Annotated in this window: 13 protein-coding genes; 2 read left to right on the plus strand and 11 right to left on the minus strand. The window is 66.9% G+C overall.

Annotated features, from left to right (window positions below):
• Positions 1 to 45: 45 nt before the first annotated feature.
• From ACXI0U_RS08740 to ACXI0U_RS08775, 8 genes are all read right to left on the minus strand, one after another.
• A complete protein-coding gene (locus ACXI0U_RS08740) occupies positions 46 to 792 on the minus strand; it encodes a substrate-binding periplasmic protein (protein ID WP_479550058.1) in 747 nt (248 codons plus the stop codon).
• Positions 793 to 1,113: 321 nt separating this feature from the next.
• Complete coding sequence (locus ACXI0U_RS08745; RefSeq protein ID WP_021217478.1) at positions 1,114 to 1,545, minus strand: YbaN family protein; 432 nt, start codon at positions 1,543 to 1,545, stop codon at positions 1,114 to 1,116.
• Positions 1,526 to 2,113, minus strand: coding sequence for a biliverdin-producing heme oxygenase (locus ACXI0U_RS08750; RefSeq protein WP_479550059.1), 588 nt, complete (start codon positions 2,111 to 2,113; stop codon positions 1,526 to 1,528). Before ACXI0U_RS08750 ends, ACXI0U_RS08745 begins: the two co-directional genes overlap by 20 nt.
• Before the next feature lie 138 nt (positions 2,114 to 2,251).
• Positions 2,252 to 4,882, minus strand: coding sequence for a TonB-dependent receptor (locus ACXI0U_RS08755; protein ID WP_479550060.1), 2,631 nt, complete (start codon positions 4,880 to 4,882; stop codon positions 2,252 to 2,254).
• An 873-nt stretch (positions 4,883 to 5,755) separates the two neighbouring features.
• Positions 5,756 to 6,778, minus strand: coding sequence for a FecR family protein (locus tag ACXI0U_RS08760; RefSeq protein ID WP_479550061.1), 1,023 nt, complete (start codon positions 6,776 to 6,778; stop codon positions 5,756 to 5,758).
• On the minus strand, positions 6,775 to 7,254 hold the full coding sequence (locus ACXI0U_RS08765; protein WP_479551089.1) for an RNA polymerase sigma factor: 480 nt from the start codon (positions 7,252 to 7,254) through the stop codon (positions 6,775 to 6,777). The genes ACXI0U_RS08760 and ACXI0U_RS08765 overlap by 4 nt, the downstream gene beginning before the upstream one ends.
• 175 nt (positions 7,255 to 7,429) lie before the next feature.
• Positions 7,430 to 7,930 (minus strand): VOC family protein, encoded by a 501-nt coding sequence (locus ACXI0U_RS08770; protein ID WP_479550062.1) that lies wholly within the window; start codon positions 7,928 to 7,930, stop codon positions 7,430 to 7,432.
• 80 nt (positions 7,931 to 8,010) lie between these two features.
• Entirely contained in the window at positions 8,011 to 8,898 is an 888-nt protein-coding gene (locus ACXI0U_RS08775) for a formate/nitrite transporter family protein (protein WP_479550063.1), read from the minus strand.
• Between the two features lie 99 nt (positions 8,899 to 8,997).
• Here ACXI0U_RS08775 and ACXI0U_RS08780 point away from each other — a divergent pair, with 99 nt between their 5' ends.
• Positions 8,998 to 9,447 carry a hypothetical protein gene (locus ACXI0U_RS08780; protein WP_479550064.1) on the plus strand — a complete coding sequence of 150 codons (450 nt, stop codon included), beginning with the start codon at positions 8,998 to 9,000 and terminating at the stop codon, positions 9,445 to 9,447.
• 28 nt (positions 9,448 to 9,475) lie between these two features.
• Here the strand turns inward: ACXI0U_RS08780 and ACXI0U_RS08785 are convergent, their stop codons facing one another.
• A complete protein-coding gene (locus ACXI0U_RS08785; RefSeq protein ID WP_479550065.1) occupies positions 9,476 to 10,039 on the minus strand; it encodes an N-acetyltransferase family protein in 564 nt (187 codons plus the stop codon).
• Positions 10,040 to 10,254: 215 nt separating this feature from the next.
• On the opposite strand from ACXI0U_RS08785, the gene ACXI0U_RS08790 reads away from it, so the two are divergent.
• Positions 10,255 to 10,458, plus strand: a complete 204-nt coding sequence (locus ACXI0U_RS08790; protein WP_021217469.1) for a hypothetical protein — start codon at positions 10,255 to 10,257, stop codon at positions 10,456 to 10,458.
• A 323-nt stretch (positions 10,459 to 10,781) separates the two neighbouring features.
• On the opposite strand, the gene trhA is transcribed toward ACXI0U_RS08790, so the two are convergent.
• Positions 10,782 to 11,399 carry a PAQR family membrane homeostasis protein TrhA gene (gene trhA, locus ACXI0U_RS08795; RefSeq protein ID WP_316925085.1) on the minus strand — a complete coding sequence of 206 codons (618 nt, stop codon included), beginning with the start codon at positions 11,397 to 11,399 and terminating at the stop codon, positions 10,782 to 10,784.
• A gap of 126 nt (positions 11,400 to 11,525) precedes the next feature.
• Positions 11,526 to 12,443: a polyphosphate kinase 2 gene (gene ppk2 / locus ACXI0U_RS08800; protein WP_184490485.1), complete on the minus strand. Its 918-nt coding sequence runs from the start codon at positions 12,441 to 12,443 to the stop codon at positions 11,526 to 11,528.
• Positions 12,444 to 12,594: the final 151 nt, after the last annotated feature.

Here is a 12,594-nt window from a genome sequence, read left to right on the forward strand (position 1 = left end):
TCCTACCTCGCGGCCGGGGGCGGCGTGCATCGGGCGCGGTGGGGGTCAGGGGGTGGGGGGCTCGACGCCTTGCTCGCGGTAGATGGACACCACCTCGCCATTGCGGCGCATGGCCTCCAGTTCGCGACCGAGGCGATCGTAGATCGCCGCGCGGTCGCTTTCGTAGAGCTTCTTCGAGACGGCGAAACGGTTTTCGACGCGGATCGGTTCGCGCAGCCCGGCGTAGGTGTAGTCGCTGAAACGGATGTTTTCAAAGGCCGTGTCGATGGCGGCCTTGTCCAGGACGGCGATGGTGTCGATGCGACCGGCGCGGAACATCCGCACCAGGATGTCGTCGTCCACCGCCGGCTGCTTGTGCAGGGCCGTGTCGGCGTCGAAGCGCGGGAAGTACAGGGTGCTGCGCTTGACGCCGATGCGCAGGGGCGCCAGGTCCTCGTAACGCTCCACCCGTTGGGTGGGGCGGATGGTGAAGAGTATCTGCTTGTCCTGGGTGCCGATGCTCGGCAGGTACTGCAGGTAGTGGTCGCGCTCCGGGTCGGGCAGTACCCGGGGCACCACGTCGATGCGCCCTTCACGCAGGTCCGCCAGGCTGCGGGCGAACGGCGCATAGCGCCACTCCAGTTGCAGCCCGGCGCGCTCGGCGGCCACTTCCAGCACCTTGACCAGGGGGCCGGTGGGGCGCCCGTCGATGCTCCACATCTCGGGCGGGCGGTCGCGCAGGTCCACACGCAGGGTGTCGGCCTGTGCCAGCACCGGGAGCAGCAGGATCAGGAAGGCAGAAAGCAATCGCATGGGAGGTTCTTCTATTTATTGTCCGTGCCCGTCGAGGGGCCCGCATGCCTGAACTGTGGTGCCGAAACCGCAGCGGCGCAACTCGACTCTCGTAGGGGGCGTCTTCGGCAGGCAACGCGGTGGGAGTGGGCACGAAGCCATGCGGGTTTCACCCGAGCCCGTGCTGGTGCCCCGTACCCCATGGCGGCTGCTGTCGCCAGGCAGGCTGCAGGGATGATCGGCGCCCGGGCTGAAACCGCGCCTGCTGGCTCAGCCCCGTGGCTGAGGGGGGAGGCCGTGTGCGAATCGACGATGACGGCTATGGAGCCACGCGGAGAGGGGTCAGCGTCGGTCCGGGCGCGACCAGATCCACAGGTTGCCGAGCAGCATGCCGGCCATGACCAGGTAGAGCCAGGCGCCGTGGGGCAGGCTGATGAGCATGATGACCAGGGCCAGGAGCATCGAGGCGCTGGCGGCGAGCTTGGCGCGGCGGGCGATGGCGCGGCCGTTGCGCCAGTTCTTGAGGATGGGGCCGAACAGGCGGTGGTTGTCCAGCCAGTTGGCCAGGCGCGGCGAACTCTTCGAGGCGGCCCAGGCGGCGAGCAGGACGAATTCGGTGGTGGGCAGGCCCGGTAGCACCAGGCCGACCATGCCGACGCCCAGGCTGGTGTAGGCCAGCAGGGCGAAGAGCAGGCGGCTGATGCGCGAACGCGATGGAGCAGGCGCGGCGACCGGGAGGTCGCCGGCCAGGGACTCAGGCGGGGGTGTCGGCACTGGCGTAGGCGTGTTGCAGCAGCTCACGGAAGCGGTTGAAGGCGGCGAGGGCGCCCTTGTCCACATCGGCTTCCTGTTCGGCGCTCAGTTCCAGGCCGTCGAGGGTACGGGTGAAGCTCTTCCAGCCTTCGGCGCGGCCGCCGGCGGGCTCACCCAGGTGACGGGCACCGACTTCTTCGGTCAGGCCCAGCGCGGCGACGCGCTTGATCAGGAAGGCGGCGCCGAGCTTGGAGCCTTCGGAAACGAACAGCCAGCCCAGGGCTTCGGCGAAGCTGGGGTTCTGCACGGCGCCGGCGACCGGGGCGGGTACGTCGGTGTCCAGGTCGGCCAGGTCCAGGCGCGCCTGCTCGGCACGGCAGCGGGCGGGCAGGTCGGGGAAGACTTCGACCAGCGCGGCGTCCTGGTACAGGCTCTGCAGCTCGGCCTGGAACAGGTACTGGGCGATCACGAAGCGGGAGAAGTTCTCGCGGTTGGCGAAGGGGTCGTTGGCTTTCACCGCCTGGTCCAGTTCGGCGTGGGGCGCGTGGGTGATCTGGTTGATGCGTTGGGAACGGAGGGTGCTGGTCATGGAGTCATCCTGAAAATTGGCTTCTGTTGACGAGACGAACGAGCCTGTCCATCGCGTAAAAAATGCCCGCAAGGGGGTGTCGCGCCTGGCGGCCTCCCCATCACACCGAAGCGGGTAGGGAGGCTTGGCCGGCGGCGATCAGATGTCCCAGACGAGGTTGACGGAGAAGTTGCGGCCCGGTTGGGTCAGGCGGTCGAGGTTGGCCGGGGCGGTCACGCCGGCCTCGCCGACGCCGTCGTAGCCGCGCACGTCATCCCACAGCCAGTACTTCTTGTCGGTCAGGTTGTAGAGGCCGGCGTTGACGGTGAGGTCGTCGGTCAGCTTGTAGTAGCCGGTCAGGTCGAGCATGCCGAAGCCCGGGGTGGCGAACTGGCTGGGGCTGCCATCCGGGGCGTTGAAGTTGTCCTCGTCGATGCGCGTCTTGCGCTTGACCAGGGTCCAGCTCAGCTGGGTGCCGAAGGCGTCCTGCTCGTAGCCCAGGCCGAATACGCCGGTCAGCGGGTTGATGCTGTTCAGCGGCTGGCCGGTTTCGTCGTTGCGGCCACGGGCATAGGCAATGGAACCCTGGGTGTAGAGGCCCGGGAAGGCACCGAAATGCTCCAGGTCCAGGCGGCCCTTGACCTCCATGCCGCGGATGCTGGCACGGCCGATGTTCTTGCTCTGGAACACGGTCAGGCTGCCGCTGCGGCCGACGGCATCGTTGTCGAGGAAGTCGCGGTAGCGGTTGTAGAACACCGCCACGTCGAAGCTGCCGCCTTCGAAGTTGCCACGCAGGCCGGTTTCCAGGCTGCGGCTCTTCTCCGGCTCCAGGTCCGGGTTGGGTTCGACGATGTAGCCCAGCGAGGTGTTCTCGAAGCGGCCGTACATTTCCTTGGCGTTGGGGGTACGGAAGCCTTCGGCGTACTGGCCGAACCAGGTGTAGCTGTCGTCGAAGGCATAGGTCACGCCGAACTTTGGCGATACACGCTGCCAGTGCTTGGTTTCGTCACTCGGGCGGAAGGTGCTGGTACCGATGGTGCGCAGGTAGTCCGGGGTCAGCTCGGGCTCGAGGTCGGTGCGGTCATAGCGCAGGCCGGGGAGAAAGGTCCACTGGTTCCAGCGGATTTCATCCTGGGCGAACAGGGCATAGGTCTTGACGGTGGGATCGGGGAAATCGCTCTGCGGGGCCAGATTGTCGTTGGCGCCGCTGCTGATCGAGCCGGGACCACCCGCGCAAGCCGAGCCAGTGGAGGTGGCCAGGCATATCCCCGTGCCGGAGCGCAGGCCGGTGACTTCCTGATGCTTGAGGTTGAGGCCGTAGGTCAGCAGGTGCTCGGTATCGCCCAGGCTGAAGGCCTTGTCCAGTTGCGCATCGATCACCCACAGACGGTCCTTGTAGTAAGTGTCGCGGTAGCGCATCACGTCACGGGAGATGACGCCGGTGAAGGGGTTGCTGGGGACGTAGCGTTCCTGGGTGCTCTGGTCGGTCTTGGCGATCTGGTAGTTCAGGCTCCACTTCAGGTTGTCGGCCAGCAGACTGTCGAGGGCGACGGTGTGTTCCAGGCCGAAGCGCTCACGGGTGATGGTGTCGTTGCCGCTGCGCGCTCTGTAGTAACCCGAGCCGACGCCGATGGTGGGGGCGTTGAAGGGACCGCCGACGGCGCTGAGCTGGTTGGTGTCGCGATCGTCCTTGTACTTCTCGTAGGTCAGTTGCAGGCGGTCGGTGTCGTTGTAGTTCCAGCCCAGCTTGGCCAGTACGTTGGTGGAGCGCACGTCTTCCGGGTTGGCTTCCGTGCGGTCCAGGCCGGTGCCGCCGTGGCCGCCGAAGGATTCGGTTTCGTGGCCGTTGCGTTGGGACAGGTGCAGCAGGGCGTCGAACTGCTCGTGGCGGCCGGCGACGGTGGCCGAGTTGAGCCAGCTGTCGTCGGCGGAGCTGTAGCCGGTTTTCAGACGGGCGCCGACGTCGCTGCCGGGCTTGATGATGTCGTCGGCATCCAGGGTGAAGTAGCTCACCGCGCCGCCGATGGCGTTGCTGCCGTAGAGGGCCGAGGCCGGGCCGCGGAGGATTTCCACGCGCTTGACGATTTCCGGGTCCACGTAGTTGCGGTGGGTCTGGGCGTAGGGGCCGTAGAAGAAGCTGGCCGGCACTTCGACGCCGTCGATCTGGGTCAGTACGCGGTCGCCGTCGATGCCGCGGATGTTGTAGCCGCTGGTGCCGGCGCGCTGGCCGGCACCGCCGACGGAGATGCCTGGCTCGTCACGCACCAGGTCGCGGATGTTGTTGACGTTCTTGCGGTCCAGCTGTTCGCGGCTCTTCACGCTGACGGTGACCGGCACGGTGCTGGCGCTCTGCTCGTGGCGGGTGGCGGTCACGGTGGTGGGGTTCAGCTCCATGGCCAGGCCCTTGGCCGGGGTGCGTACCAGCACCACGCTGCGCTCGCCGACGGCGCGGTATTCCAGGCCGGTGCCTGCCAGCAGGCGCTGCAGGGCCTGTTCGGCCGGCAGGCGGCCATTGACGCCGGGGGACTGCACGCCAGCGGCGAGATCGGAAGAGAGGCCGACCTGCCAGCCGCTCACGGCGCTGAAGGCGTTGAGCGCTTCCACCAGGGGCTGGCGGGCGATGGCGAAGCTGTAACCGCCCTGGCTGGCCAGCTGGATCGGCGCAGCACCGGTTTCGGCGGCCTGGGCGATGCCGACGGGCAGGCTGCCCAGGGCGATGGACAGGGCCAGCAGCGACACGCCGGTGGGGGCGGACAGGCGCAGGGTGGGGCGGTTTGAGCGGGTGGTCATGGGAGCGGCTCTCTTCGGTCCGTTAATCGCATTTCTAATGCGAATCAGTGTCATTGGCTTTTGACGAGACGAACGAGAAAACGCAATCGCGTAAAAAAAATGTCGGGGTTATTCCGACGGGGGGTGACAAGGCCCGTAGGCGCGTGTCGGGCGAGGCCTCCGAACCGGCAACAGGGCTGCGCCCTGGTGAACTCGAACTCATGGCGCGTAGGGTGGATGACGCTCTTTTCATCCACCAACGGAGTGACCGGCGAGCCCGAATGGTGGACCGATGAAGCGCGGTCCACCCCACGCGCGGTTCATCGTCCTCATGCCCCTGCACCCCCTGCGAACGGGAGGCCTCCGAACCGGTACAGGGCTGCGCCCTGATGAACTCGAACTCATGGCTGCGTAGGGTGGATGACGCTCTTTTCATCCACCAGCGGAGTGACCGGCGAGCCCGAATGGTGGACCGGTGAAGCGCGGTCCACCCTACGCCCGGTCAGTCGTCCTCATGCCCCTGCACCCCCGCGAACGGGAGGCCTCCGAACCGGTACAGGGCTGCGCCCTGATGAACTCGAACTCATGGCTGCGTAGGGGGGATGACGCTCTTTTCCTCCACCAGCGGAGTGACCGGCGAGCCCGAATGGTGGACCGGTGAAGCGCGGTCCACCCTACGCCCGGTCAGTCGACCTCATGTACCTGCACCCCCTGCGAACGGGAGGCCTCCGAACCGGTACAGGGCTGCGCCCTGATGAACTCGAACTCATGGCTGCGTAGGGTGGATGACGCTTTTTCATCCACCAACGGAGTGACCGGCGAGCCCGAATGGTGGACCGGTGAAGCGCCCTCATGCTCCGAGCGAGGTGGGCGCGGCTGAACCGGCCCATCCATTCAGTCGAGGATGACCAGGGCAGGGAATTCGTGGAGCTTGGTCGAGGTGATGTGGGCGAGGGAGCGCACCACGCCCAGGGGATCGTCCAGGCGGTAGTTGCCGGTGACGGTGCGCTCGCCCAGGCGCTCGTCGGTGCTGATGATCCAGCCCGGGTAGTAGCGGCGCAGCTCGGCCAGCACTTCACGCATGGGGCAGTCTTCGAACACCAGGCGGCCCTTGACCCAGGCCAGCTGGTCGGCCTGGCCGTGGCGGCGGTCACCGAAGCCGGCAGGCCCGATGCGGATGCTGTCGCCGGCGCTGAGGCTGACGCGGGCGTTGTCTTCCCGCGAGCGCAGGTCGACTTCGCCGCGCTCGACGCTGACTTCGGCCTCGTCACCCAGGTAGCGCACGGCGAAGGCGGTGCCGCGCACCGAGACCTGCACCGGGCCGGCGTCTACCTCGAAGGGGCGGCTGCGGTCGTGGGCGACGTCGAAGTAGGCCTCGCCCTGGTAGAGGCGGGCACTGCGCTGCTGGTCATCGATACGGCTGGAGAGGGCGGTGTCGGTGTTGAGCAGGATGCGCGAGCCGTCGGCGAGCTCCAGGTTCTGGCGCTGGCCGACCTCGGTAAGGTGGTCGGCGCGCAGGCGCAGCAGCAGGTCGCTCTGCAGGCCCACGCCCACCGCCAGGAGCAGCACGGCGGCTGCGGCCAGGGGCTTGAGCAGGGTGCGGCGGACCGGGCGCTTGTGTTCACGGTCGAGGCGAGCGGCGGCGGCGGTGAGCAGCGGCGATTGCCAGAGGCTCTGGGCCAGGCGGAAGGCCAGGGCATTGTCCGGCGAGGCGGCCATCCAGGCCTCGAAGCGGGCCCGGCATTCGGCGTCGGCGCTGTCGAGGAGGATCAGCCAGTCCAGCGCTTCGCCCAGGCGCGCGTCGTCGGCACCGGGGCCGGCTGCGGGCGGAACGGGATCGGGCTGGGGCACGGCGCCTACCTCGGATTCGGGGGCGCCTATTCTTGTCGAACCCGAGGCCGAGCGGAAGTCCTTCATGTCGGCGGGTCCAGGCGGCTGAGCAGGTTCATGCAGATCGCCATGATCAGCTTGAGTTCCTTTTGCACCGTGCTGGGCGACACATCCAGCTCTTCGGCGATCTCCGCGTAGCCATTCCCGTGCAGGCGGCTGAGGATGAAGATGCGCTGCTGGCGCTGGGTCAGCTGGGACAGGGTGCTGCCCAGGCGCTGCAGGAGCTTCTCAGCGTGGAGCCCGTCCTCGGCCGAGGAGATGGGTGCGGCAACGGCCTGGATGACGTCGTCGGGCACATCGTCCATCAGCGTGCGCGATTGCATGCGCATGTGCCGCAGGTGGTCGAGGGCCAGGTTGCGGCCGGTCTGGAAGAGGAAGGGTTCGAGGTGGTCGATGGGGCGTTCGGCCAGGGTGCGGGCGACGCGCAGGTAGGTCTCCTGCACCAGATCCTCGGCAACGCTGGGGTTCTTCACCATCCTGGCCAGGGTACGCAGCAGGGGCATGCGCTGGGCGAGGAATACGCTGTCGAGGTTGGAGGGGGTCACTGCAGCATCCGGCCACTGGAAATTGGCGCAAATGATAATCAGTTTTATTGGTGCCGGCTAGCGATCGCGTCCCGCACCCTCGCCATCGCCTGGAGGCCCCGTCCCGTGGGGCTCCAGGCGCCGTTCGCTCCGCTCAGCGGCCGTCGAAGGCCTGCTGCAGGGCGGCGATATCCAGCTTCTTCATGCCCAGCATTGCCTGGAAGGCGCGCTGGGATTTCACCGCGTCCGGTGCCTGCAGCATGGCGGGCAGCACCTGGGGCACGATCTGCCAGGACAGCCCGAACCTGTCCTTGAGCCAGCCGCATTGCTGGGCTTCCACCGGGCCGCCGGCACCCAGTGCGTGCCAGTAGTGGTCGACCTCGGCTTGGTCGCGACAATCCACCTGCAGCGAGAGGGCTTCGTTGAACTGGAACAGCGGGCCGCCGTTGAGGGCGGTGAAGGCCTGGCCGTCCAGCTCGAAGGCGAGGGTCAGCACGCTGCCGGCGGGGCGGCCGTGGATTTCCTTGCCGGCCTCGCCGTAGCGGGTGACGGCGGTGATCCGTGAGTCGGGGAAGATGCCGATGTAGAAATCGACGGCGGCTTCGGCCTGGTGGTCGAACCACAGGCAGGGGGTGATGCGCGGGCGGATGGGCATGGCGGTTCTCCAGTGCGGGCCGGTTCGAGGATAGCCGGCATGCCCATAATCGTCTGGCGTGGCGGCGGATCGACAACCGTTCAGCGGCGGGTGGCCTTGCGCCGGGGCGTGGGCTCGGCATCCCGGGTGGGCCGGGGGCTGTTGCCGTCGCTGCGCACCTGGGCGTGGCTGATCAGGGCGAAGATCAGGCTGCCGCCGACGATGTTGCCGGCCAGGGTGGGGCCGGCGAAGGTCAGCCAGAACTCGCGCCAGTCCAGGTGCCCGGCGAACACCAGGTAGGAGACCTCGGCCGAGCCGACCACGATGTGGGTGAAGTCGCCCAGGGCCATCAGGTAGGTGATGAGGAGGATGATCCACAGCTTGGCGCTTTCCTGGGAGGGGATCATCCAGACCATGGTGGCGATCATCCAGCCGGAGACGATGCCCTTGGCGAACATCTGGTTGACGTCGTTCTCCATCACCTTGCGGCCGATGTCGAGGAAGGCAGCATCGGTGGCGGCATCGAAGATCGGCAGGCGCAGCATCACCCAGGCCACCAGCAGGGTGCCGGCCAGGTTGCCGGCGAGCACCACGCTCCATAGGCGCAGCAGGCGCCCGACGTTGTTCAGGGTGGGCTTGCTCATCACCGGCAGCACGGCGGTGAGGGTGTTCTCGGTGAACAGTTGCTGGCGCGCCAGGATCACCGCGAGGAAGCCCGCCGAGTAGCCGAGGCTGGCGATCACCTTGCTCGCCTCGCCAGCGGGCAGGCGCGCGTTGAACAGCCCCATGGCCATCAGCGACAGGCCCATGGTCAGCCCGGCGGCCAGGGCCGACCACCAGAGCGCAGCGGCGTTGCGCTCCAGCTCCTGGTCGCCCTGGGTGCGGATGATCTCGTGAAGGACGGCGGCCCGGGGTGGCTGGTTTTCGTCGACGTCCTGTTTCTCCCGGGCGGACAACCCCGGTGTCTTGCCGTCTTTGGCCTGGTTCATGGCGACTCCGCTGGTGATTGGCGTATCGGTTGATCGTCGGAACGCCCGGGAAGTTCGCCGCTTGCTGCTTGTCAGCTCACGAGGGCTGGCTACTCTTTCATGACCAAGTCGCTACGCCGGAAGGCCTGGCGACCACAGCGAGGCGCGGCCGCCCTTGGCGAGGGCTGCGGTCACGTCGGCAGTTCGCTACCAGGCCTTCGGCTTTCAGGGCAACGAAAGAAGATGGGGTGGGACCTGAGCAAGCGCAGCGGTACCGAACGCACCGGGCTGATCACCGACCTGGCGTTCCATGCGACGGAGCAGGGCGAGCCCGTTTACCAGGACAGATCGGCCGGCTGCGAGGACACCCAGCAGGCGTGCACCTACTTCAACATGGATGGCATGAGCGTCTGCATGGTGGGGCATATCCACGTGCAGCTGAGTGTGGCGCGCACGGGCGCCGGTTCATCGGCGGGCTGGCTGGGTTGGTCGGCGCGCCTGGCGGAACCGCGTTTCGCTGCATTGACAGGTGCGGGCCATGGTGTGCCGCCGGGACGGCAGGCCCGCTGAGGGGCCTGCGCGCGAAGGTGGGTAGGGGTTACAGGTCCAGGCGGTGGATCACCTGGGTCGGGTCTTCGGCATCGCGGCGACGCTGCAGGCCGAGCTTGCGGGCCAGGCCGCGCATGCCGGCGTTGCTGGCCGAGTCGATGGAGTAGAGCTGGCGGAAGCCGTTGCGCCGGGCGCTGTCCGCCAGGTGTTCGAAGAGGATGCTGCCGAGGCTGCGACGCAGCCATTCATCGGCCACGGTCACGGCGAATTCGCACTGGCCGAGCTCGCCGACCTTGGCGTAGCGGCTGATGCCGACTTCCAGCAGTTCGCCGTCCACATGGGCCAGGGCCACCAGGGCGACGCGGTCCTTGTCGTTGACATCCATGAGTTGGTTAAGCAGTGCCGGAGCCACTTCGCGGAACTCACCGAGGAAGCGGTTATGACGGGCCTCCGGTGACAGGCGGTTGATGAAGGCGCGCTCGCGCTCGCGATCCTCTTCGCGCAAGGGCCGGATGAGCACATGGGTACCGTCTTCCAGGGGCTCGATCCAGTAATCGCCTCGCGGTGATTGGTGCAGCGGCTTGGCGACGAGGGCGGAGTTGAGTGCGGACATGGCTGTCTCCAGGTAAGGGAAAAGGGGCGGCGCATCGCGCCTATGCCTCCTGTTTACCCTTCTGCCGGGACGCTTGATTGATCGAAGTCAACATGCACTGGACGGTGCCCTGCGCCGGGTTGTCGCAGGGGCGTCGCGGAGGGGACTGACTCAGGTCAATTTCCGCTCTGCGACGGGCAGTAGCGTAAGGACAAAGCCATTGCCGGAGAACACCCATGGACAATCGGGACTGTGCATCCGCACACGCGTTGATCGAACTGCTGCTCCTGGGCTGCGACGGCCCGGAGCGGCCATCCTCGCCGCTGCTGGCTGGCCTGCTCACGGCCCGAACGCCAGGCGCGCGGCCGTCATCCGCCTCCATGGGCGACGCCCTGATGTCCGGCGGCCTCATGCCCCGGGCCTATTCGCGCCGGGATTGAAGCCTTTGCCCAGTGGGAGCGAATTCATTCGCGATGAGGTGTCCAGTCGCTCGCATGGCCATGTGCTGGCGGCAGGTCTTTCGCGGCTGAAGCCGCTCCCACAGGGAGGGGGAGTCAGCAGCGGCACGGTGCAAACCGGTGTGTAGGGTGGATGACGCTCTTTTCATCCACCAAGCGGTGCTGCCGGGAGGCACCGAGCGATGGCAGCCCTGCGGCCTGCTGGGCGAATGAATTCGCCCCTACATTTGCCCCAAGGTCGCCCTGCACTGCACGCGTAGGTCGGGTGCAACCCGGCGGTTGCGACGCACGGTTTTTGCGGGTTTCTACACCACGAAACGCAGGATCGCCACGAAGTGCAGCAGGCTGCCGGCGATGACGAACAGGTGCCAGATGCCGTGCCAGTGGCGGAAGCGGCTGTCGAAGGCGAAGAAGATGATGCCGACGGTGTAGAACACCCCGCCCGCGGCGAGCCAGGTGAAGCCGGTGGTGCCCAGGGCGGCGATCAGCGGCTTGATGGCGATGAGCACGATCCAGCCCATTACCGCGTAGATGATGATCGACAGCACGCGGGCTTCCGTGCGCGGCTTGATCTCCTGCAGCATGCCTATGATGCCGAGCGTCCAGACGATGCCGAACAGCGTCCAGCCCCAGGCGCCTTTCAGGGTGACCAGGCAGAAGGGCGTGTAGCTACCGGCGATGAGCAGGTAGATCGACAGGTGATCGAGCTTGCGCATGATCACCTTCGCCCGCCCACGGACGCTGTGATAGACCGTGGAGATGCTGTAGAGCATCACCAGCGTCACGCCGTAGATGGCGACGCTGACGATCTTCGCCGTGCCGCCATCCAGGGCCGCCAGGACCAGCAGCCAGATGGCGCCGATGCCGGCGAGCACCGCGCCCACCAGGTGCGTCCAGGCGTTGAATCGTTCTCCGTGGTACATGCATCGCTTCCTCGAATCGCTGCGATTGCGCAGCGCGGCGGCCTTTATCGCTGAAAACGCCGCGCGCCGCGAGGGTTGTGTGTCTGCGATGCGTTGACGCGCGGGCGAGTCACGCAGGGACGGCGGTTAGTACACGTCGGGCACGAGGATTTCCCTGGGCGTCGGGTTGCGCACGTAGTCGGCGTGGCGCAGGCGTTGCGGCAGTTGCACGCTGGGCTGCTCCACCTCCTCGTAGGGCATCTGGCTGAGCAGGTGGTGGATGCAGTTGAGCCGCGCCTTCTTCTTGTCGTCGGCCTGCACCACCCACCAGGGCGCCTCTTCGATGTGGGTGCGTTCGAGCATGATCTCCTTGGCCTTGGTGTAGGCCTCCCAGCGGCGGCGGGACTCGAGGTCCATGGGGCTGAGCTTCCACTGCTTGAGCGGGTCGTGGATGCGCGCCAGGAAGCGCAGGTGCTGTTCCTGGTCGGAGATGGAGAACCAGTACTTCACCAACTGGATGCCGGAACGCACCAGCATGCGCTCGAACTCCGGCACGGTGCGGAAGAACTCCTCGTACTGCTCGTCGTTGCAGAAGCCCATCACCCGCTCGACGCCGGCGCGGTTGTACCAGCTGCGATCGAACAGGACGATCTCGCCGGCGGCCGGCAGGTGCGAGACGTAGCGCTGGAAGTACCACTGGGTCTGCTCGCGGTCGTTGGGGGCCGGCAGGGCGGCGACCCGGCATACGCGGGGGTTGAGGCGCTGCGTGATGCGCTTGATCACGCCGCCCTTGCCGGCGGCGTCGCGGCCTTCGAAGAGGATCACCACCTTGTGCCCGGTCTTGACCACCCAGCTCTGCAGCTTCACCAGCTCACCCTGCAGGCGGAACAGCTCCTGGAAGTAGTTGCGCCGTGCCTGGCGCCCGGGGTTGTCGTCGACGTGGTTGTCGAAGTAGGCGTCCAGGTCGTGGCCGTCTTCCAGCAGCTCCAGTTCGAGTTCTTCGTCGCTGTGGTCCAGCAGCTCACGATGGATGCGCTGTGCCAGCAGGTCGTTGCCAACGCTCATCTGCCACCTCCTTGGTTTATCGATTTTGCGGAGGTTATGACTCTTTTGTGACACAGAAGTGACAGGGGCCCTGAAACGAGCGAGCCCGCGCAGGCGCGGGCTCGTTGCTCGGGGAGGGAAAACCCGGCGCCCCGTACATCCCTGTACTCAA

Source organism: Pseudomonas sp. C9D1, from assembly GCF_056491235.1.